The 19,352-nt window shown below is 63.0% G+C and carries 23 protein-coding genes; 5 read left to right on the plus strand and 18 right to left on the minus strand.

Annotation, left to right across the window (positions count from 1 at the left end):
- Positions 1-2: 2 nt before the first annotated feature.
- From ACM42_RS23455 to ACM42_RS23470, 4 genes are all read right to left on the minus strand, one after another.
- Entirely contained in the window at positions 3-965 is a 963-nt protein-coding gene (locus ACM42_RS23455) for a phosphate acetyltransferase (RefSeq protein ID WP_271530150.1), read from the minus strand.
- 29 nt (positions 966-994) lie between these two features.
- Positions 995-3,214, minus strand: coding sequence for a DUF3141 domain-containing protein (locus tag ACM42_RS23460; RefSeq protein WP_271530151.1), 2,220 nt, complete (start codon positions 3,212-3,214; stop codon positions 995-997).
- 64 nt (positions 3,215-3,278) lie between these two features.
- Positions 3,279-4,364: an AI-2E family transporter gene (locus tag ACM42_RS23465; RefSeq protein WP_271530152.1), complete on the minus strand. Its 1,086-nt coding sequence runs from the start codon at positions 4,362-4,364 to the stop codon at positions 3,279-3,281.
- A gap of 142 nt (positions 4,365-4,506) precedes the next feature.
- Complete coding sequence (locus tag ACM42_RS23470) at positions 4,507-5,799, minus strand: DUF2254 domain-containing protein (RefSeq protein WP_271530153.1); 1,293 nt, start codon at positions 5,797-5,799, stop codon at positions 4,507-4,509.
- Between the two features lie 14 nt (positions 5,800-5,813).
- On the opposite strand from ACM42_RS23470, the gene ACM42_RS23475 reads away from it, so the two are divergent.
- A complete protein-coding gene (locus ACM42_RS23475; protein ID WP_271530154.1) occupies positions 5,814-6,284 on the plus strand; it encodes a hypothetical protein in 471 nt (156 codons plus the stop codon).
- Here ACM42_RS23475 and ACM42_RS23480 read toward each other — a convergent pair.
- On the minus strand, positions 6,233-7,117 hold the full coding sequence (locus tag ACM42_RS23480) for an MBL fold metallo-hydrolase (protein ID WP_271530155.1): 885 nt from the start codon (positions 7,115-7,117) through the stop codon (positions 6,233-6,235). The two genes, ACM42_RS23475 and ACM42_RS23480, sit on opposite strands and share 52 nt — an antisense overlap.
- A 93-nt stretch (positions 7,118-7,210) precedes the next feature.
- Here ACM42_RS23480 and ACM42_RS23485 point away from each other — a divergent pair, with 93 nt between their 5' ends.
- The 4 genes from ACM42_RS23485 (at position 7,211) to ACM42_RS23500 (ending at position 9,173) form a co-directional block, all read left to right on the plus strand.
- On the plus strand, positions 7,211-7,534 hold the full coding sequence (locus tag ACM42_RS23485; RefSeq protein WP_271530156.1) for an ArsR/SmtB family transcription factor: 324 nt from the start codon (positions 7,211-7,213) through the stop codon (positions 7,532-7,534).
- A 13-nt stretch (positions 7,535-7,547) separates the two neighbouring features.
- Positions 7,548-7,859, plus strand: coding sequence for a rhodanese-like domain-containing protein (locus tag ACM42_RS23490; protein ID WP_271530157.1), 312 nt, complete (start codon positions 7,548-7,550; stop codon positions 7,857-7,859).
- Between the two features lie 106 nt (positions 7,860-7,965).
- The gene (locus tag ACM42_RS23495) at positions 7,966-8,748 is read left to right on the plus strand and encodes a sulfite exporter TauE/SafE family protein (RefSeq protein ID WP_271530158.1); all 783 of its coding nucleotides are present in this window, start codon (positions 7,966-7,968) and stop codon (positions 8,746-8,748) included.
- A gap of 107 nt (positions 8,749-8,855) precedes the next feature.
- Positions 8,856-9,173, plus strand: coding sequence for an ArsR/SmtB family transcription factor (locus tag ACM42_RS23500; RefSeq protein WP_035705566.1), 318 nt, complete (start codon positions 8,856-8,858; stop codon positions 9,171-9,173).
- A gap of 40 nt (positions 9,174-9,213) precedes the next feature.
- Here the strand turns inward: ACM42_RS23500 and ACM42_RS23505 are convergent, their stop codons facing one another.
- The 13 genes from ACM42_RS23505 to soxX form a co-directional block, all read right to left on the minus strand.
- Positions 9,214-9,765 (minus strand): YeeE/YedE thiosulfate transporter family protein, encoded by a 552-nt coding sequence (locus ACM42_RS23505; RefSeq protein ID WP_271530159.1) that lies wholly within the window; start codon positions 9,763-9,765, stop codon positions 9,214-9,216.
- A gap of 11 nt (positions 9,766-9,776) precedes the next feature.
- Entirely contained in the window at positions 9,777-10,328 is a 552-nt protein-coding gene (locus ACM42_RS23510; RefSeq protein ID WP_271530160.1) for a YeeE/YedE thiosulfate transporter family protein, read from the minus strand.
- Between the two features lie 110 nt (positions 10,329-10,438).
- Positions 10,439-11,530 (minus strand): YeeE/YedE family protein, encoded by a 1,092-nt coding sequence (locus tag ACM42_RS23515; RefSeq protein WP_271530161.1) that lies wholly within the window; start codon positions 11,528-11,530, stop codon positions 10,439-10,441.
- 107 nt (positions 11,531-11,637) lie between these two features.
- Positions 11,638-12,081: a DsrE family protein gene (locus tag ACM42_RS23520; RefSeq protein WP_271530162.1), complete on the minus strand. Its 444-nt coding sequence runs from the start codon at positions 12,079-12,081 to the stop codon at positions 11,638-11,640.
- An 8-nt stretch (positions 12,082-12,089) separates the two neighbouring features.
- A complete protein-coding gene (locus tag ACM42_RS23525) occupies positions 12,090-12,995 on the minus strand; it encodes an alpha/beta hydrolase (protein WP_271530163.1) in 906 nt (301 codons plus the stop codon).
- A gap of 14 nt (positions 12,996-13,009) precedes the next feature.
- Positions 13,010-13,414, minus strand: coding sequence for a DsrE family protein (locus ACM42_RS23530; RefSeq protein ID WP_271530273.1), 405 nt, complete (start codon positions 13,412-13,414; stop codon positions 13,010-13,012).
- A gap of 56 nt (positions 13,415-13,470) precedes the next feature.
- Positions 13,471-14,163, minus strand: coding sequence for a c-type cytochrome (locus tag ACM42_RS23535; RefSeq protein ID WP_271530164.1), 693 nt, complete (start codon positions 14,161-14,163; stop codon positions 13,471-13,473).
- Positions 14,147-15,418, minus strand: coding sequence for a sulfite dehydrogenase (gene soxC, locus ACM42_RS23540; protein ID WP_271530165.1), 1,272 nt, complete (start codon positions 15,416-15,418; stop codon positions 14,147-14,149). The genes ACM42_RS23535 and soxC overlap by 17 nt, the downstream gene beginning before the upstream one ends.
- Before the next feature lie 6 nt (positions 15,419-15,424).
- On the minus strand, positions 15,425-17,116 hold the full coding sequence (gene soxB, locus ACM42_RS23545) for a thiosulfohydrolase SoxB (RefSeq protein WP_271530166.1): 1,692 nt from the start codon (positions 17,114-17,116) through the stop codon (positions 15,425-15,427).
- A gap of 27 nt (positions 17,117-17,143) precedes the next feature.
- On the minus strand, positions 17,144-17,965 hold the full coding sequence (gene soxA, locus ACM42_RS23550) for a sulfur oxidation c-type cytochrome SoxA (RefSeq protein ID WP_271530167.1): 822 nt from the start codon (positions 17,963-17,965) through the stop codon (positions 17,144-17,146).
- A gap of 28 nt (positions 17,966-17,993) precedes the next feature.
- On the minus strand, positions 17,994-18,320 hold the full coding sequence (gene soxZ, locus ACM42_RS23555) for a thiosulfate oxidation carrier complex protein SoxZ (protein ID WP_271530168.1): 327 nt from the start codon (positions 18,318-18,320) through the stop codon (positions 17,994-17,996).
- 17 nt (positions 18,321-18,337) lie between these two features.
- The gene (gene soxY, locus ACM42_RS23560) at positions 18,338-18,790 is read right to left on the minus strand and encodes a thiosulfate oxidation carrier protein SoxY (RefSeq protein ID WP_271530169.1); all 453 of its coding nucleotides are present in this window, start codon (positions 18,788-18,790) and stop codon (positions 18,338-18,340) included.
- Between the two features lie 19 nt (positions 18,791-18,809).
- Entirely contained in the window at positions 18,810-19,265 is a 456-nt protein-coding gene (gene soxX / locus ACM42_RS23565; protein ID WP_271530170.1) for a sulfur oxidation c-type cytochrome SoxX, read from the minus strand.
- Between the last annotated feature and the right edge of the window lie 87 nt (positions 19,266-19,352).

A 19,352-nucleotide genomic window follows, 5' to 3' on the forward strand; every position in this document is an offset into this window, starting at 1 on the left:
GGTCACGCAGCGACTGTCGGCGCATGTTGGCGCCGGGCGTTGGCATAGAGCGAGGCCACCGCGCAGGACGCCATGCGCGCACGGGGCGTGTCCGCTCGCGACGTCAGCACGACCGGCACCCGGGCGCCAAGCACGATGCCGGCGCCGTCGGCCTTGGCGAAGTAGGCGAGATTTTTCGCCAGCATGTTGCCGGCTTCGAGGTCGGGAACGACGAGGATCTGGGCTCGCCCGGCAACTTCGGACTTGATGCCCTTGATCCGTGCCGCCTCGGGATCGATGGCGTTGTCGAAGGCCAGCGGCCCGTCGAGCACGCCGCCACTGATCTGACCGCGGTCGGCCATCTTGCACAGGGCGGCCGCCTCGATCGTCGATGGGATCTTCGAGGTCACGGTTTCCACGGCCGACAGGATCGCCACGCGCGGCGATTCTCCAAAGCCGGCCTGGTTGTACAAATCAATGGCGTTCTGGATGATATCCCGCTTGGCATCGAGATCGGGAAAGATGTTGATGGCAGCGTCGGTGACGAGCAGGGTGTCGGCATAGGCCGGAACATCCATCACGAAGACGTGGCTGATACGACGGTCGGTGCGCAGGCCACCCGCCTTCGCCGTGATGGCACGCATGAGTTCGTCGGTATGCAGGCTGCCCTTCATCAGCATCTCGCCCCTGGCAGCATGGATCAGTTCGACGCTCCTGGACGCGGCTTCCTCGCTATGCGCGGCATCGACGATCTCGAAGCCGGAGATATCCAGATCGTGCCTGCCCGCCGCTTCCCTTATCTTTCTCTCGGGTCCAACCAGGATCGGTCGGATGATGCCGGCTTGCGCGCTATCGACAGCTCCGCGCAACGAGGTCTCATCGCAAGGATGCACCACCACGGTCGGCACCGGCGGCACGGCCTTCGCTGCCGCAATCAAGCGATCGTACTTACTGGGAGACTGCGCTGACCTGGTATCGGCTGACATGATGTCGCTCCCAATCCTTCCATGACCCCCTAAGACGCCTTCGCCTTTGGGTCGAAAGGGGCAATGTTTGACGGCCCCTCTCCCGCCTCGACGCCGAACAGCGCGGCAATGCGCTGCAGGCGGCTCGCACTTTCTCCGGTGATTTCGCTGCTGGCGGAGAGGACCTCGCGCATCATTGCGAATGCAGCGAGTCGTTGCGCGACGTCCTCAGGGAGCATCCCCGGAATCGCGGCCAGGGCGCCGTCCCGGTCAAGCAGCAGCATGAAGAACTGCTCACGCACTAGCATCTTGAACTCAGGCAGAGTCAAACGTGCTCCACCGTAATCGCGGCGGACTCGACGGAGCGCCTCGATGCTTCGCTCGTCGATCATTCCGCGCGCGGAGCCTATATAGAGCAAACTGCGAATAGCTGCTTCACGGAGGCCCCCCTCGCCCATCCTGGACTTCAATTCGGCAATTCGCCTTTCGAGCATCGCCCGGTGCTCAGCCGACATCTCGCGCCGACGCGACGGCTCCGACTTCGGATCGAGCCCGACCGCAGCCTGAAGTGCGGGCGAGCCGTAGACATTGAGAAATATCGTCTCGCTCAAGGCCTCCTGCGCGTCGCGCCAGCTATCCAGCACATGGACGATCTGCTTGGACATCTGCTCCTGGAACGCCAGGAAAGGATTGTCCTTTGCCACAGGCTTGCGCTTCTCCTCGATCTCTTCGGCCGCCGTCCTCACGACGCCCATCCAGGGATTCCGGCTGCTGAAGACCTCGTACTGCAGCCGCAGCGGATGCAGGTTGCGCATGGTCTCCGCCATCTGTGGCGTGACCATCTTTTTGATCCAGGGCTGGACGAACTTCCGGTACGCCGCGAGATTGATCTCGGAGACGCGCTTTGCGGCCGCGAAGCGCCGCTCGTCCTCGGGTGAATTGCCGCCCATGGCGCGAATATCGTCGAGCGTTCGCGCCTCGCAGCGCATCACCCACTGTCCGACGACGAGGTCGGAGCTCTTGGTCTCTTCACCCTTGGCCTCAAAGGTCGCTTCATAGAGCCCCGGAGGCAGGACATCGATCAGATCGATGTTGCTGGAGAATTCGGCATGCTGCTTTTTCGCAACGCCGCCGGACACGAAGATGCCGAGATGGCCGATGCTCTCGTGAACGGTATAGACGATGGTCTGCCCATAGGCTCTGATCTCATCGACGTCGGCATAGCAATCGAGAATCCAGTCCAGCGCCTGCTGCGGCGGCGTGACGTTGTCGCCCTTGGAGCAGAACACCACGATCGGTGACCTGATATTGCGCAGATCGACCTTCTGTCCGTCCGACATCTCGATCTTGCCGGCCGCGAGGTTATTGCCGATGAAGAGCTCATCGACGATGAACTGGATTTCCTCCGCGTTCAGGTTGACGTGCCCGCCCCACCAGCGCTCGAAGTCGAGGTAGCGATCGGCTTCGGTATCGACTTTGGAGTAGACGTTGTATTGCTTGGTCCAGAGCGTGTTGGATGGGTTCTGGTTCTCGAAATTCTGCACCAGCCAGGCGCCATCGAACTTGCCGGCACCGAGATCGCTGGTCAGTGCCGTCAGCCAGCTCCCTCCCAACAGGCCGCCGGAATAACGCATCGGATATTTGCCGTGCACGCCCGCCCAGTAAGCGAGCGGTGCGCCGGCGATGATCAATGGCCCGAATAATTCAGGCCGCAGCGACGCCAGGATCATGACGGCCCAGCCGGCCTGGCAATTGCCGATCACGCAGGGCTTGCCGTCGGCTTTCGGATGCAGGCTGATGACCTTCTCGATGAACAGCGCCTCGGCGCGCGCGATGCGCTCGATGGTCTGCCCTGGCATCGGCTCCGGCAGGAAGCCGATAAAGTAGCAGGGATGCCCTGCTTTCATGGCAACGCCGATCTCGCTGTCCGCCTTGAAGCCGCCGATTCCCGGACCGTGTCCCGCGCGTGGATCGACCACGACGAACGGCCGCCGTTCGAGATCGATCTCGACCCCCTTGGGTGGAATGATGCGCACCAGCGCGTAGTTGACGGGCTCATCGAGCTTGCGCCCGTCGATGATCAGTTCAGCGGCATATTGCAGGACATGCGGCGCCGTCTGCGCGACGTGCTCGCGATACTGATCGCCGCGCTGGCGCATGATGTCCAGGAACAAGACGCTCCGCTGCCCCGCATCGACCATGTATTCGACCGCCGAGGCAACCATCCCGGATAGCGGACCACCCGGCAGGTCCAATTTTTCCATCGTCATATCCCGATCTCGCTGTCGTGTGCGTTCAGAAGGCGCCTCCACGACGTGCCGCCGTTGATTTAAGTCAACGTTCGACAACGGTTTGCAGCGGGACGGCGTCCGTCTTGATCCAGGCGACCGCAAGCTCCCAGGCGACCGAAAGGATGATGGGGCCGATGAAAAGACCGATGATTCCATGCCCCAGCGTTCCGCCGATCACGCCGATCAGGATGACGAGTGTCGGCGTGGTCAAGCCGCGCCCCATCACCAGCGGCTTCAATACGTTGTCGAGGATGCTGACGATTCCGAGGAAGAAGGTCAGCAGTAATGCGGTGGTGACGTCCTTGTCGGTCCAGATCCAGACGATCACGGGAATCATGACGAGGGCTGCGCCGATCTGCACGATCGAGAGCAACAGGACCAGGAGTGCCAGGAGGCCGGCGATCGGGATGCCCGCGAGCTTGAAACCGATACCGGCCAGCAGCGCCTGGACCACCGCGATACCGATCACACCTTGGGATACCGCTCGGATGGTCGCTCCTGCCAAATCCAGGAAATGCTCGCTCTGCTCGGGCACGATCCGCGCGAGCATGCCTCGTCCCGCGGCCACGAGCTGCGGGCCATAGGGAAGGATAACGCCGGCGACCACGACCGACAGCAGGAACTTGACTGCTCCCACGCCAGCATCACCCGCGAGACCGAGCAGCGTGCCAGCGAACGGCTTCAGATAAGGCGCGACCTGATGCAGGGCCGAGCGAAGATTCGTTGAGGCCTGCGCCCACAGCTCGTAAAGCTGCGCTCCAATCAGCGGCCAACCCTTGAGGGCTTGAGGCGGCAATGGAACCGTTAGTTCACCCGCGGCCAGTTCGGCGGCAAAATCCTTGACGCCATCCACCGCACCCATGCCGAGCCAGGCCGCAGGGCCGATGAAGATGGCAAGATTGATTGCGGTGAAGATGGCCGCAGCGAGCTTCGGGCGACCGCCCAGGATCCTGGCGAGCAGGACGAAGGCCGGATGGAGCGCGACCGCAAGCACGAGGGCCCAGACCAGAATGGTCACGAACGGACGAACCAGGTAGAATGTCCAGAAGATCAACAGACCGAGCAATCCGAGGCGGATCAACAGCTGGACTGCGTCTTCGCCGGTGAGGCGTTGAAGGAGTGTTCTCACAATCGTCCCTCTCCGCTCTCTCGTTGGAGCCAGATGCTGATGCTCACCAGGAGAACCCAGAACGGAAAGACGACGATGCCGACGGCTGGAGCGACGCGCGGCGCTCGCAACCCCACTCGCGCCAATCCGGCGGGGCCGGTGCTCATGATGCCGCCCGTTCCGACTGCCCCCCGAGCCTTGCCGGGTCGTTCTCCTCCTGGTGATGAGACAGGCCGAGCCCCTGCCGATCCTCAATGCGGGCCGCGGCGCGATCCTCCGGGTCAAAACCCGATCGCTCGATTCCGGAATCCAGATGGCCGAGATAAGCGTGAACCGTTCGTGCCCGCTCGTTGCCGGCGCACGCGGCAAGCTCAACCAGGGCGGATCGAAGACGGCGCATCACCTGGATGGAGGTCGATCCGAACTGCCTGATCTCGTCGAATGCGAGCGCGAGGTAGTCCTCCCATGTCGGCATCCGATAGATCACCCTCAGAATGCCGTCCTGATCGAAGGCGCGACAGGCCTCCAGATCACATTTTGCCAATCGTCGCAGGAGATCTTCGATCTGGTCGATGGCCTGAACGGCCGTCGTCGGATCGTTGATGGCCGGAGACAGGGCCTTGATGGCGATATCGACCAGCAGGCGCATGGCATATTTCGGATCCTGCTCGAATGTCCGCTGGTCGCCTAGATGGATGGACGCGCGCAGCTGGTTCTCGAACCCGGCGCTGGCCGCACCGCGAACGCGCAAGATTACGGTGCCTTCAAGCAGGGTATCGCCAACGGCGCACTCCAGTATGACGAGGCCGTCCATCCGGCGGCCAAGCCCGACCAGCTTCGCAACATCGATCGAGGTCACCGATTGCGGGTTTCCGACGTGCCGGATGGCTAGCGCCGGTACCTCGGAGTGCCGTGGGGCGGGAACTGCGCTTGCTGCGGTCGACGACTGCACTTCTTGATATGTGCTTGCGATGACGTCCCTTCCCGAATCGCCCAGCGACTGCAGCACGCGCGTGATCTGAAGGTTGTTCAGGCGTTGGACCAGCTGTGCAAGCATCAGCACGCTCGCCATCAGCATGGCACCGACAATCACCGCGGACAACAAAGGGACGCCTTGAGTGCCTTGGCGATCCACCCAGGCCAGCGTCGCAAGACTGTACATGAAAGTCGCGACGAACATGCCCAGCGAGTGAAACAGCAGCCGGTCGCGCGCGAACCAGACCACCAGCCGCGGCGAATAGACGACGGCGTTGAACTGAACCAGTACAAAGGCGATCGAGAAGACGATGCCGGTCAACGCCATCATGCCGGAAGCGACGGCCGAGAGGTACGCTTGGGCAGATGATGTCGAGAGATCAAGACCAGACGCCAAGAACCTGGCTTCCAGCCGCGGCACCAACAAGCCTGCCACAATGCTCGCAGCGGCATAGAGGGATGGTATCAGCCAGAGCTGCATTCCGCGTCGTCTCCATGGCTCAGCGCCAGGCAGGCTTGTCGCCCCTGTTGGCCACGCTCAGCATCGGCGCGGATACCCCCGGTTCGTTGATCTCGATCAATGGTCGGTATGCAGTCGGCAGATCGATGGCCGCCGATGCGTCAGCCTATTATCCAAAGGCGGCAATCATTGGTGGCCGGGCCGCCGCTAACGACTGCTATGAATCCAACAAGGAGACCTTGGCCAAACTGATCCGTGGCTGGGCGGATGCCAATGATGATATCATCGCGAACAGCGCTGAAACGATGGAGAAACTTCAGCAGGCGCACTACAGCCAGACGCCGATTGCGGTCTCCGGGATCCTTTTGTGGGTGCGAGATCCATTTCGATCTCACGCACCTCTTTCCAGATGCCGAGCGAGAACGATTCAATTGTCCGAGCGACGCTCAGCGCCTCATAACCCGAGTTCGGCATCGTCTTTCATCTTCACCGGAATCTGCAAGTAGCGCACGCCATTGGCCTGCTTGGGCGGAAATTTCCCCGCCCGGATGTTGACCTGGATCGAAGGCAAAAGCAGACGCGGTGCGGCAAGCGTGGCGTCGCGCTTGGCGCGCATGCGCACGAAGTCGTCCTCGGGGATGCCTTCCTTCACGTGAACGTTCTTGCTCCGCTGCTCTGCGACCGTCGTTTCCCAGGCGTATTCGTCGCGACCCGGAGCCTTGTAGTCGTGACACATGAACAGCCGGGTCTCGGGAGCCAGCGCGAGCAGCCGCCTGATCGAGCGATACAATCGCTGCGCGTCGCCCCCGGGAAAGTCGGCGCGTGCCGTGCCGTAGTCCGGCATGAAGATTGTGTCGCCGACGAACACCGCGTCATCGATCTTGTAAGAGACATCCGCCGGTGTGTGGCCTGGCGTGTGCAGAACCTCGACGTCGAGCTCACCCACTTGAAAATGCTCGCCGTCCTTGAAGAGGTGGTCGAAGTCACTGCCGTCCGTCGCCAGGTCCACGGCGTTGAAGACAGGCCGGAAGATGCGCTGAACATCCTTGATGTGCTCGCCGATGCCGATCGGGGCGCCGGTCTTAGCCTTGATGTAAGGAGCCCCGGAGAGATGATCGGCATGAGCATGCGTCTCCAATACCCATAGGATACGAAAGCCCCCCTCTTCGGCCTCTCGAAGAATCGCCTCGACGGAACGCGTATCGACCGCGCCCGCGTTGTGGTCATAGTCGAGCACGGGATCGATGACGGCTGCTCCTTTGGTCGCGGGATCGGCCACCAGATAGCTGACCGTATTCGTCGGCTCGTCGAAAAAGGCTTTGATGATCGGCTTCGCCATCGCTCATCTCCTACATGGTTTCGATATCCGGGTCTTGACAGATATATTAGCACTTCCTAATTTAGCAATATCTAAACAACATCCGAGGTGGATGTGACGCTCGTCTTCAACTCACAAGGCATCGAAAATGCGGCCCGCGATATCGCGAACTTGCTGCGAGCCGTGGCCAACGAGCGGCGGCTGCTGATCCTCTGCAGGCTCGTGGAACTGGGAGAGGCCACCGTCAATTCCCTCGCCGATTCCGTCGGCCTGTCCCAGTCGGCCCTGTCGCAGCATCTGGCAAAGATGCGCGATGAAGGCCTGGTGACATACCGGCGCGAAAGCCAGACGTCCTGGTACCGGATCGCTGATCCTCGCATCGAAAAGCTGTTGGCGACCTTGCACGAACTGTACTGCAGGCCAATCAAATCACGTTGAAGAGGAGCATGTGATGTCACTTCCGAAAATCGATCCCGCGGCGGCGCGCCGTCTCGTCGACCAGGGCGCTATCCTCGTCGATATCCGCGAAGCGGACGAATTCGCCCGCGAGAATATCACGGGCGCTCATCATCTTCCGCTGTCCCGACTGCACGAAGCGGAACTGGCCGTAAAATCGGGAACAGCCGTAATCTTTCATTGCAAGAGTGGCGCCCGAACTTCGATGAACGCCTCCCGCCTCGCAGCAAAACTGAACGGGGCGTGCAAAGCCTATATCCTTGACGGCGGCCTGGACGCTTGGAAACGATCCGGACTGCCCCTGTAAAGATCCGGTAACCCGACGAAAGCCGGCACGCGGCCCGTAGGGTCCGCGTACCCGGTCATCGAAGCCAAGCCGCCGATCTGGAAGGGCTGGCCCCTGGAGTTCCGCAATGCATTCGCTCTTGACGGAAGCCGCTCTCTCCGCGGCCTCCGGCGCCCTCGTGGGATTCTCACTCGGCCTTGTCGGCGGAGGCGGCTCGATCCTCGCCGTTCCGCTCCTGGTCTATGTGGTCGGCCTAAATGATCCGCATGTCGCCATCGGCACGAGCGCGATCGCCGTGGCCGTCAATGCGGCCGCCAACCTTGCGACGCATGCCCGCAGTGGAAATGTGAAATGGCGCTGCGCCACGATATTCGCGAGCGCCGGTGTGGTCGGCGCCTATCTTGGCTCCACTCTCGGCAAGATCATGGACGGGCAGCGACTGCTCGCCCTGTTCGCCGTATTGATGATGGTGGTAGGCGGCCTGATGCTGCGAAATCGCGCCGATCTCGGCGATCCCGGCGTCAGATTGTCCAGGGAAAACCTGCCGAAGCTGATGGTGTCAGGTCTCGGGGTCGGGGTGTTGTCCGGCTTCTTCGGGATCGGGGGCGGCTTTCTCATCGTCCCTGCGCTCGTGCTGGCGACCGGCATGCCGATGCTGTATGCCATCGGCTCGTCGCTGGTTGCTGTCACAGCGTTCGGGCTGACCACGGCGGCGAACTACGCCATCTCCGGACTGATCGACTGGCAGATCGCCTTCCTCTTCGTCACGGGCGGAATCTTCGGCGGCCTGATCGGTGCGCGGTTGGCGAAGTCGCTCGGCTCTCGCCGTGGCCTTCTGACCTCGGTCTTTTCCGGGCTGATCTTCGCGGTCGCGATCTATATCCTGGTCCGGTACCTGTCGGCAATTTGAGGCCACCCGACCCGGGATCGCGATCTCCTCGTCGCCGCCACCGATCAAATGTACCTCGTGCGAGCGTGTTTGACTGCGGCAATACAGATGCTATTGAAACCGCTGTCATGCGCCAACTGAACACGACCGAACTGGAGCGACAGGCCAAGGAGGTGGCTGCGCTCATGCGCATGTTCGCGAATGAGCACCGCCTGCTCATCCTTTGCAGGCTGGTGGAATATGGCGAGGTTGCCGCAAGCGCTCTCGCCGAAGACGTCGGCCTTTCCGCCTCGGCACTGTCCCAACACCTCGCCAAGCTGAAGGCCGAGGGCGTCGTCGCTGCCCGACGCGACGGGCAAACGATGTGGTATCGCATCGCGGACCGGCGCGTCGAAGAGCTGTTTTCAAACCTGCACCGGCTCTTCTGTCGCCCTCGCAAGCGATGAGCTCGCCTCCGCGCACCTCGGCGCGGGAAGCAGGCCTCGCCTAGCCCCTCTTCTGCCTGGCCTCAGTGGATTCGATCCACCAGAAGAACAGCCCGGCACCGACTGCCAGTGCGGCGAACCAGACGATATCGGGGATGTTCGTCACGTCCGGGAGGCGAACCTTGCCCAGCGCCCCGACGTTGAGCACGTGGGCCTTCAGCCAGTCGAAGCTCAGCGCGTAGAGGATAGCGCCGGCGACCATACCAAGCGCGCCGACGAGAGCATGGACACTGCCGGTTGCGATGGCGCCAAGCGCCGTTCCAGGACAGTAGCCGTAGACCACCATGCCGACGCCGAACAGTGCGGCGCCGATCGTGACCGCCAGCATGTTGGCATCCTTCACGTAGTATTTCGTGTTGCCGGTATCGACGAGCAGCAACACGCCGATGCCGCCGACCACGATCGCCGTGCCCATCACTTTCAGCACCGTGAAGTCGCGCAACCGAAATTGATTCTCGATCACGTTGCAGCTCGTCACCTTGCCTCGCTGCAGGAGGAAGCCGAAGGCTGCACCCATCAGTACCGGCCCAAGGAATGTCATCATTGCCGTCATTTCAATTCTCCTCACCGTGTACGGAACATAAGTGCGGAGACAGCGAGTCCGGTGGCGAACATGACCGCCAGGAACAGCCAGCTCGAGACCGCAAGCTGTAAACCGCCGGAGATGCCGTGCCCGCTGGTGCAACCGCCGGCGAGCCGGGCGCCGTACATGATCACGATGCCACCGAGAAACGCGGCGGCGAAACGTTTCGCAACTGACGGGCCGAACCGCTCCTTCCAGACATCAGGCACGAGCTCGAGGCGCCATGTGCCCGATATCACCGCCGAGACGAACGCGCCGAACGGTATGCCGACGAGGAACCAGACGCCGTAATCCCACTTTAGCGGCATGCTCTTCCAGTAAGAATTCTGCGCCACAGCCTCCGGCCCGATCATCGGGACGGCGAACAGCGAGGCGATGCGCGAATAGGCGGTGGTGACGCCGAGCGGATCTCCGAATACTGCAAAAGCGATCCAGCTCAACAGTCCGATTCCGGCGCCGACGAGATAGGGCGACCAGTCGATCCGCGCGGTGCGCGGCGCTTCGCGTACGTAGCTTTCCGTGATGGTGGTCATGTGCCTTTCCCCGGGGCAGCGGCGCATTACCGCGTTCCTGCGGCTCGATCGGCGCGCATCGGGGAAAATCATATTCAAGGATTTTTATTTAGCAATCTCTAAAATATAGGTCAGGCGCCCGACGTCGGCGAGTTTGCCGCCTGGCGCGGTCGCGGTATGCCGGCGCGGTCGACAAAATGATCGGTCAGCCCTGCCCCGAGCCACATGCCAGCAAGCACGAGCCAAGCGGTGAGCGCGAATACCGAGGCACCGGTCACCCCGGCGCCGACCGCGCAGCCGCCCGCGAGCATCGCGCCGAACCCCATCAGCACTGCGCCGAATAGATAGCGTCTCATGCCGAGCCCGTCCGAAAATCCTTCCAGCTTCAGCTCACCCGCGCGCGCCGCTGCGGCGAATGAGCCGAGGAATACGCCGGGAATAATGCCGAGGTCGAAGCCGAGCCGGAGCTGCGAACTGTTCAGCACCAACATCAGCAACTCGGCCGAAGGCCCGCTGAAGGTGAGGCTCTTCAGCGTCACGGGCGCGAATGAGGCCTGCGAGAGCTGGTAGGTGAAGAGCCAACCGGCAACGACTGCCGCTCCCGTGGCAAGCGCGGAGAGGATGAGACCGCGTGGCAGGTTGCTGCGAAAGGCAAAAGCCAATCCGGCAATCAACCACAATCCCCCAAATGCGAGCTTCTCGGGGGCACCGGCGCCGAACACGGCCATGATGTCGCGCGACGGTCCGCCATCGACCAGCCAAAGATTGGTCACCCATTCGCGCGCGGGCGACAACAGACCGCGATAAGCGGCCTGGGCGGTTACTGCAAACACCAGACCCGAAAGCAGAGCTCTCAGATTGCCATTGGCTGAGAGCACGAGCAATCGGCTGGAGCAGCCGCGCGCCAAGATCATCCCGCAGCCAAACATCACGCCGCCCGCGAGCGCGCCGGAGATGCTGCCCTGCTGAGCGAGCTGGCGCGCCTCGGATACGTCGAGCCAGCCGAGCGCGACCAGGGCCTGTGTGCCGACCAGCGCCGCGGCAAACGTTAGCAGCCAGACAGCAAGGCGCGGTCCGCCCTCCCCACGGGAGAATTCCACCGCCGCGGCGCGCAGGCAGAAGCGGCTGCGCTGGGCGAAGAACCCGAACAGGCCTCCGACCAGGAGCCCGCCGAGCCATGACAGCCAGTCTTCACCCAAGACATCGATGATCGGCGTCAGCACGTCCGCCTCGGCTGTTCCTGCGAGCTTGCAGTTCTAGCGATCTCATCGTGGCGTCCCATGAGCCAGATCAAAGCTCCGACGCCGCAGGATGCCGGATCAGAGCGGCCTCAGGGACGCAGATAGGCATATCCCTGCTGCTGCAGTTCGGCGAGCCGCACCACGCCGCCCTTCTCGGCCACCACGAAGCCGGGCGTGAGGTCGTCCAGCTTGACGCCCTGCGCCTTCATCGTGTTGGCGCAGGCGTCGAAGCCGACGCCGGCATCGACGAGCTTCGACATCATCGCCACAGTGTGGTCCTGGGCCGCGAGCGCGTGAAAGGCACGCAGCGCCGGCCCATGCACGACCAGCCTGATGTCGGCCTTGCCGGGTCCGCCAACGCCGTCGACGTGGTTCTGAAGATTGCCCAGAACGAAGACGACACGATCGGCATTGGCAAGATGATAGACGGCGCGCTGACGCGCGGGTGTCTCGGTCGCCGCGGACGCCTGGCGCACCGCGAGAGCACCAAATAGTCCGGCAAAGCTCGCGCGAAGCATGGATCGACGCTGCATGGCCTCTCCTATCGTATCTGTTTGACGAACTCGGCAATTCGGTCGGCGACGTCTTCTGCGAACAGGTCGCGGAAGAAATGATCGGCATCCTCGATGCTGTCGAACTGAACCCTGCCCCCGCTCGAACCGGCAAGCGAAGCGAAGGAAGCTGCCACGTCGGGCACAACGGTATCCTTGGTCGCGGCGAGCACCAGCACCGGCGGCTTCACACGGGCTACGAGTGCGGCCGTGTCCTGGCCGGCATCCGGACCGTAGAAAGACATCAGGGCTCGCGCGGTGACCACGGCATTGCGACAGTAGATGAAGCCCGGTACGTCCATCCACTCGCCGCCGCGGCCCGCCGCGATCGCCTTCGTCGCCAGCTCCAGAAACGGCTCGAGCGGCTTGCCATAGGTCTGGGCATAAGAGGCGCGCAAGTCAGTCTCGGCCTTTGCGGTCACCGGCGCCAGCAGCACCGCACCCGCCACCGGAGGGGTTTCCCTTGCTGCGAGATACCGCGCGACCGGGTTGCCGCCGCGCGAATGGCCGAACGCGAAGACGAGCCGGGACACGCCCCTCGCCCGCGCGACCCAGGCGCCGATCTCGGCGACCGCATCCTCGACGACGTAGTCATGCCGCACGGCGCAGTCATACATGCCCTTGCGGCGATCGAGCCCCAGCGACAGCGTATGGGCGATCGAAGCGATGCCGCGCTGCTCCAGAGCCTTGGCAACGCCCTGAATGACTTCCATGTCCTTGTGCGCGAGCGTGCCGTGGGTCATCACGACGAGCGGTGTGTCCGGTGTCATCGCAGCGGGTGTACGCAGTGTCGCGAGCGTCGCGCGGCCGTCGACCGACAGTTCGAGCTCCTGCTCGGCAGCACCTGCGGACCCCGCGAGCGCGAGCAAGACTGCCAGTCCCATCAACCATCGCATCGGCTGCTCACTCCCTAGGGCCGGACAATCGTCCAGTTCTTCTCCGCAAGGTCCATCAACGCGGCAACCCCGACCTGCGTGACGCTGACGCCCTCGATCAGCGGCGGTCGCTTGTCCTCCTTCGCCGCCAGCGTCTGAAGCGTGTTCCCGCAGGCGATGAAGCTCACATTTGGCATCGATTTCAGGAAGTTCAGCAGGCGTTCCTTCACCGGTGAGCGGTCATCGAGCAGCATGTCGAGGCCGCCATTGAAGGCTACAACCACGATCTCGACGTCCTCGCCCTGCCCGGAATAATGCCGCGAGACATTGGCTGCAACATCGAGGACGGCGCGCATCTTGTTCGGGTCGTCGTCGCTGATCTGCAGCGCCAGCCTGTGCGGCTCGGCCGCCCGGGACGAGGCGGCGGGACTTGTCACGATGAAGGCGGCAGCAATCAGACCGCGAAAGAATCCGCGGCGGCTCGCCCCGCCGCTTCTCACTCCACGCCCCGTGACTTCCCGTCCTTGCTGTCCTCGGGCGTCACGTCGATCGCAGCCGCACGCGCGGTGATCTTCACCGGCGCGATGCAATTCTTCATGCAGGGATCCTTCTGCCAGAACGATTTCTCGCTCGTGGCGCGATCGTCCATCACGAAGCCCTGCTCGTTCGGCATCTTGATCGTGGCGAGATTCTTGTTGCTCAGCTCGAAATTCTGGTCGGTGACAACGTCGTTCAGGTAGAGGACATAGGCGACCAGCGCATAATATTCGTCGACCGACTGCGACTGGGTATTGCCATAGGGCATGGCGTGACGGACGTAGTCGAACACCGTAGACGCGTAGGGCCAGTACGAGCCCACCGTCTTGACCGGATTGTCCGAGGTCAGCGAGCCCTTGCCGCCGGCGAGCACCGGCCAGCGGCCGTTACCCTCGCCGAACTCGCCGTGGCAGGTCGAGCAATTATCCATGTACAGCTTTTCGCCCTGAGCGACCGTTCCCTTGCCCGCCGGCAGGCCCTGGCCGTCGGGCCTCACATCGATATCCCAGCCGCGGATCTCCTCCGCGGTTGGCGCGCGGCCGATGTGATAGCGGGGAGCGCTCCTGGCGTCCGGCTTCTGCTCCGCAAGCGCCTGAGCGCCCAATGCGCAAGTCATCAGTACGGCTGCAATGAACTTAGGCGACTTCGACATTCTCGACCTCACCGTTGGCCTGCACATGCCAGGTCTGGATGCCATTGTTATGATAGATGGAATTCACGCCGCGAATCTTGCGCAGCTCGGCCTTGCTCGGCTGCACGTATCCGGTCTCGTCCTGGACCCGCGATTGCAGCAGCAGCGGCTCGCCGTTCCAGTCGAACTCGTAGTAGAAGCGCGTCAGCGCCTTGTCGAGAACGGGCCCGTCGAGCCGCGCCGGCCACCAGTTGCGGCCGCCGTCGAGCGAGACGTCCACGCGCTTGACCTTGCCATTGCCGCTCCAGGCAAGCCCCGAGACGATGGTAAAGCCCTTGCCGTGCCTGATCGGCGCCTGCGGGCTCGGGCTCGTGATCACGGACTTGGCGTCCATCGACCAGGTGAAGCGGCGCGCCTTCCCGTTCGGCATGAGGTCCGTGTATTTCGACGTCTCCTCGCGGGTGTGCCAGGGCTGGTCGCCGACCTTGATGCGACGCAGCCATTTGACCCAGAGATTGCCCTGCCAGCCCGGCACCACGAGCCGCATCGGATAGCCCTGCTCGGGATAGAGCGCCTCGCCGTTCATCTTGTAGGCGATGATGCAGTCGTCGAGCGCCTTCTCGATCGGCAGGCTGCGGTCCATCGCGGCCGCATCGGCACCCTCGACCAGCAGCCACTTGCCATTGGTCTTGACGCCGGCTTCTTCCAGAAGAGTGCGCAGCGAGACGCCGGTGTACTGCACGCAGTGGATCATGCCATGGGTGAACTGGCAGCCATTGAGCTGGGCGCCCCGCCATTCCATGCCTGAATTCGCCGCGCATTCCATGAAGTGGATGCGGTTGACGCGCGGATAGCGCTTCAGCTCGTCCAGCGTGAGAATGAGCGGACATTCGACCAGCCCATGAATCATCAGGCGATGATCGGCCGGATCGATCTCGGCGATGCCGCCGTGATGCCGCTCGAAACAGAGGCCGTTCGGGGTGATGATGCCCTCCAGTTCGTGCAGCGGTGTGAAGCTCACCGAGGACTCGCGCGAGGCAGTCAGCCATTCGACGTCGCGCCGGATGACGTCCTTCTCGAATTTCGACGGCTTGCCGTACGGACGCACGGCGACGCCTTCGCCGAGGGACTTGGTCCATTCCGGCACGTTTGGAGGCTGGTTCGCCGGATTACCGCCGCCGGCCAAGGCGGGCTTTGCGAGCACCGAAGCCGCAACACCGGCGCCAGCGGCCAGAAAACTGCGTCGGGATTGCCGGGGACTGTCCATCTTCGACATCGCTTCTTACGCTCCGGTGACTTTGACGGCTCTGTTGGGTTCGAGGCGAACGGTCTTTTGTCGGGTCAGATAATTGGCCACGACCTCCCAGATCGGCGGCCCTTCGGTTCCTTCGTTGACGCTGGCCCAGCCGGCGACCTGGTATTCCCTGGCCGGATCGATCGGCGCGCCGGTCTTGGCCATCTGCATGTCCGAGATACGGCTGCCCTGCGGCTTGGTGACATCGATCGCGTAAGAGAGCCCGCCGATCCGCACCATGTCGCCGCCCTGCTGATAGTAAGGGTCGACATTGAAGAGATTGTCGGCGACGTCCTCGATGATCTCCTTCAACCGCGAGCCCGTCATACCCATGCGGTACACCGCCGGATAGGTAATCGCGGTCGCGTTGGTGACATCCTCGAAGGTGACGTCCTGCCCCGGCAGCACACTCGTGCCCCAGCGGAAGCCGGGCGAGAGCGCGATCTCGGCGTCGCGCTCCTGCATTAGTGCCTGGCAGATCAGGTCATCGAACGTGCCGTTGAAATTGCCGCGCCGATAGAGCAGCGAATCCGTCTTGCCGAGCACCTTGGCGAGATCGGACGCGAAGGGCTTGCGCACCTCGGCGATCTTCGCGGCCATCTCGGCGTCCGCCGTGATCACATCGGAGAACAGCGGAATCAGCTTGTAGCGGAACGCCTTGACCTCACCGTCGCGGACATCGAGGTCGAGCCGCGAGACGAACTTGCCGGACGAGCCCGACGCAATCAGCAGGGTCTTGCCGACCTTCACTGCCTCGGGCAGCGCATCATGGGTGTGGCCGGTCAGGATGACGTCGATGCCCCTGACACGGCTCGCAAGCTTGCGGTCGACGTCGAAGCCGTTGTGGGAGAGCAGCACGACGAGTTGCGCGCCGCCCTTGCGCGCCTTGTCGACCTGTGCCTGGACGTCCTCCTCGCGCACACCGAACGACCAGTTCGGGATCATCCAGCGCGGATTGGCGACCGGCGTATAGGGGAAAGCCTGGCCGAGCACCGCGATCTTGACGCCGCCGCGCTCGATCACGGTCGAGCCGTCGAACGCCGCCTCGTTCCATTCGGTGTCGCGGATATTGAGGCCGAGGAACGGGAAGCCGAGGCCTTCGATCGCCTGCTTGACGCGCTCGGTGCCGTAAGTGAACTCCCAATGCCCGGTCATGGCGTCGGGCTTGAGCAGCGCCATGCAGTCGATCATGTCCTGGCCGCGCGTCTTCAGCGACGACCACGATCCCTGCCAGGTGTCGCCGCCGTCGAGCAACGCGACCTTGTCGCCGCGCTCGGCGCGAATGGACTTGATCACGGTCGCGGCGCGATCGAGACCACCGATCCGACCATAGGTCTTGGCCAGCGCCTCGAAATCCTCCGACGTCAGAGCATAGGCCGCCGACGAGCCGGGCGCGATGCCGAAACGGGAGAGGAACTCCTTGCCGGTGACGTGCGGCGGAAGGCCCTTGGCCTCGCCCACGCCGAGATTGGTCGAGGGCTCGCGGAAGTAGAGGGGCATCAGCTGACCGTGGATATCGGTCACGTGCACCAGCGTGACGTTGCCGAGCGGCTCGAAGGCCAGCAATTCCTTCTCGGTCAGGCGCTGCTGGGCGACCGCCCGGGTCAGGCCGGAGCCTACGCCAGTCGAGAGTGCCGCCGTTGCCGCAGCAACCTGAATGAACTCGCGGCGAGAGATCATGCGCAAGACTCCTGCAAACTCATCGTTTCAGTTGCGCACCGACGGCGTCTCGACCGGCAACCCGATGCCGCGCCAGGCGACGTAGAGCTCAAGCGCAAGAAAGTCGTCTGACAGCGGCTTGAACGGCTCGGCGCGCACGTCGAACATGCAGCCCTCGAAGCGCTCATGCAGCGGCACCACACGCTGATCGCGCAGCCGATACGTCGGGAAGCCGTTGGTCTGACCCTGGCTCAGGAAGTCCGCACGCATGAACTTGCCGTTGTTGCGCTCGTGGCAGGACGCGCAGGCGAGATCGAGCTGACCGTAGCGCGTGTAGTAGGTCTGCTTGCCGCGCTCGAACCACGGCGACATCGGCCCGTCGGTCTTCACCGCCACCGGCATGCCGTGCGATTGGTAGCGCACGAAAGTGGTCATGTCGGTCAGCTCCCTGGATTTGAATGTCCAGGGCTCCGCTTTCATGTTCTCGGTGCGGCAGATGTTGATGCGCTGCTCGAGATTGACCGGCTTCTTCAGCTTGTCGTCCCATTTCGGCATCGCCGCGCCGACGCCCTTCATGCTCGTCTCGGCATCCCCATGGCAGCTCATGCAGGACTTGCCCTCACTGCCCTCGACCTTCTTCCAGACATCGGCCGCGCGCTCCACGGCGAGGAATCCCGGGTTTTCGAGATCGTCGTCCTGAAGCGCGCGCGTTTCCTTGCTGCGGAACTGGTAGCCGGAGATGATGGTCTCGAAGACGTGTCCGGGAGGCGCGGGGATGCCCTTGCGTTCGGCCTCCTCCGCAGAGGCACACGTCGCCACCGATGCGGCCGCGGCGATCGCGACGGCGAGTCCAATATATCGCGACAGCATCCGCCCTCTCCCTCGAAGCTCTATGGCACTACGCCTTGAGCGCGATCTTCTCTTCGGCCGTGATCACCGAGCCGTCGTCGTCGGTCCAGGCGAACTTGAACGTCCCTGCCTCGTCCACCCTTGCATTGAACTGGATGTAGGGGTTGGCCGAGATCGCGGGTTCCAGGGCGCAGCTGAAGACCGGCTTGCCGTTGAACTCGCAGGTGAACTTGTTGATGATCTTGCGCGGAATCGGTTTGCCCTGCGCATCTTTGCGCTGTCCCGATTCCATGACGTGCGAGACCAGGGACTTGATCTGGATGATTTCGCCCTTGGCCGCTTCCTTGGGAAGCTTGAGGCGCGGTTTCTCTGCCATCGTCCGTCTCCTTAGCTTTAGCCGCCGCAGCCGCCGATTGTGACCTTGACGGTCTTCTGCTCCGTGAACAGCGCGCCGTCGCTCATCTTCGCGACCGCAACCACGTTCTGCGTGGTGGCGAGCCGGATCCGGATCGAAGCCTCCGCCTTGCCCGACAACGGCGTGAACGATAGCGTCGCGACACCCGCATTCGGATTGCCGTCTGCGATGATCAGAACGTCCTTGACATAGGAGTCCGCGGTCATCGGACTTTCGACGTTGATCGACAGCGGCACGGTGTTGCCGTTTTCCGCAATCTCCGGCAGATCGAGCGATATCTTGCCTTTGACGGGCTGCTTGCCGCCGGTGAACTTCTCGATCCACTTCGCCGCGTCGCCCGTCACTTCGGCATCAGCGGCCATGGGCATCAGCGTCAGCATGACGAAGCCGCCCCCGAGCGCAAATGCCTGCCGTCGATTGATGGCTTTCATTCCTTGATCCTCCTCGCCGTCAGTTCAGCGTCTTGAGATAAGCGACCACGTCCTCGACCTGGGCGGCCGTCAGAATCGACTTGCCGACGAATTGCGGGCGCACCCGGCTCAAGCCGTCGTTCCTGAAGAACGCCGGCATGACCGTGTCGGTGAACATGCGCTTGGGATCGGCGACGATGAGGCGGAGCTGCGCCTCGCTGTAGCGACCGGCCACACCGTCGAGAGAGGGACCGAACTCGCCGTGGAATTCCTCGGACTTCAGGCTGGTGACCTGATGACAGGCCAGGCAGTTGCCAAGCGTGCGCGTCAGAAACACCTTCTTTCCGGCGGCGGCATCTCCGGGCGCGCCGGTCAGGGATTTCGGCAGGGAATCGTTGACGACGTCGAGCCGGATGGGCTCCTTGCTCGGCTCTTGGGCAAGACCGCCTCCGGCCGACAGACAAAGTGCAAACGCAGCCGCAAGCGAGCGTCGCATGTTTCCTACCCTTGAATCGCGGGGTGACGCCCGCTCTTGATCACGACGGACTCACGGTCCATCAAATTCATTTATTATGATATGTTC

This window comes from Bradyrhizobium sp. CCBAU 25338 (genome assembly GCF_028128965.1).
In the GTDB taxonomy this organism is placed as follows: domain Bacteria; phylum Pseudomonadota; class Alphaproteobacteria; order Rhizobiales; family Xanthobacteraceae; genus Bradyrhizobium; species Bradyrhizobium liaoningense.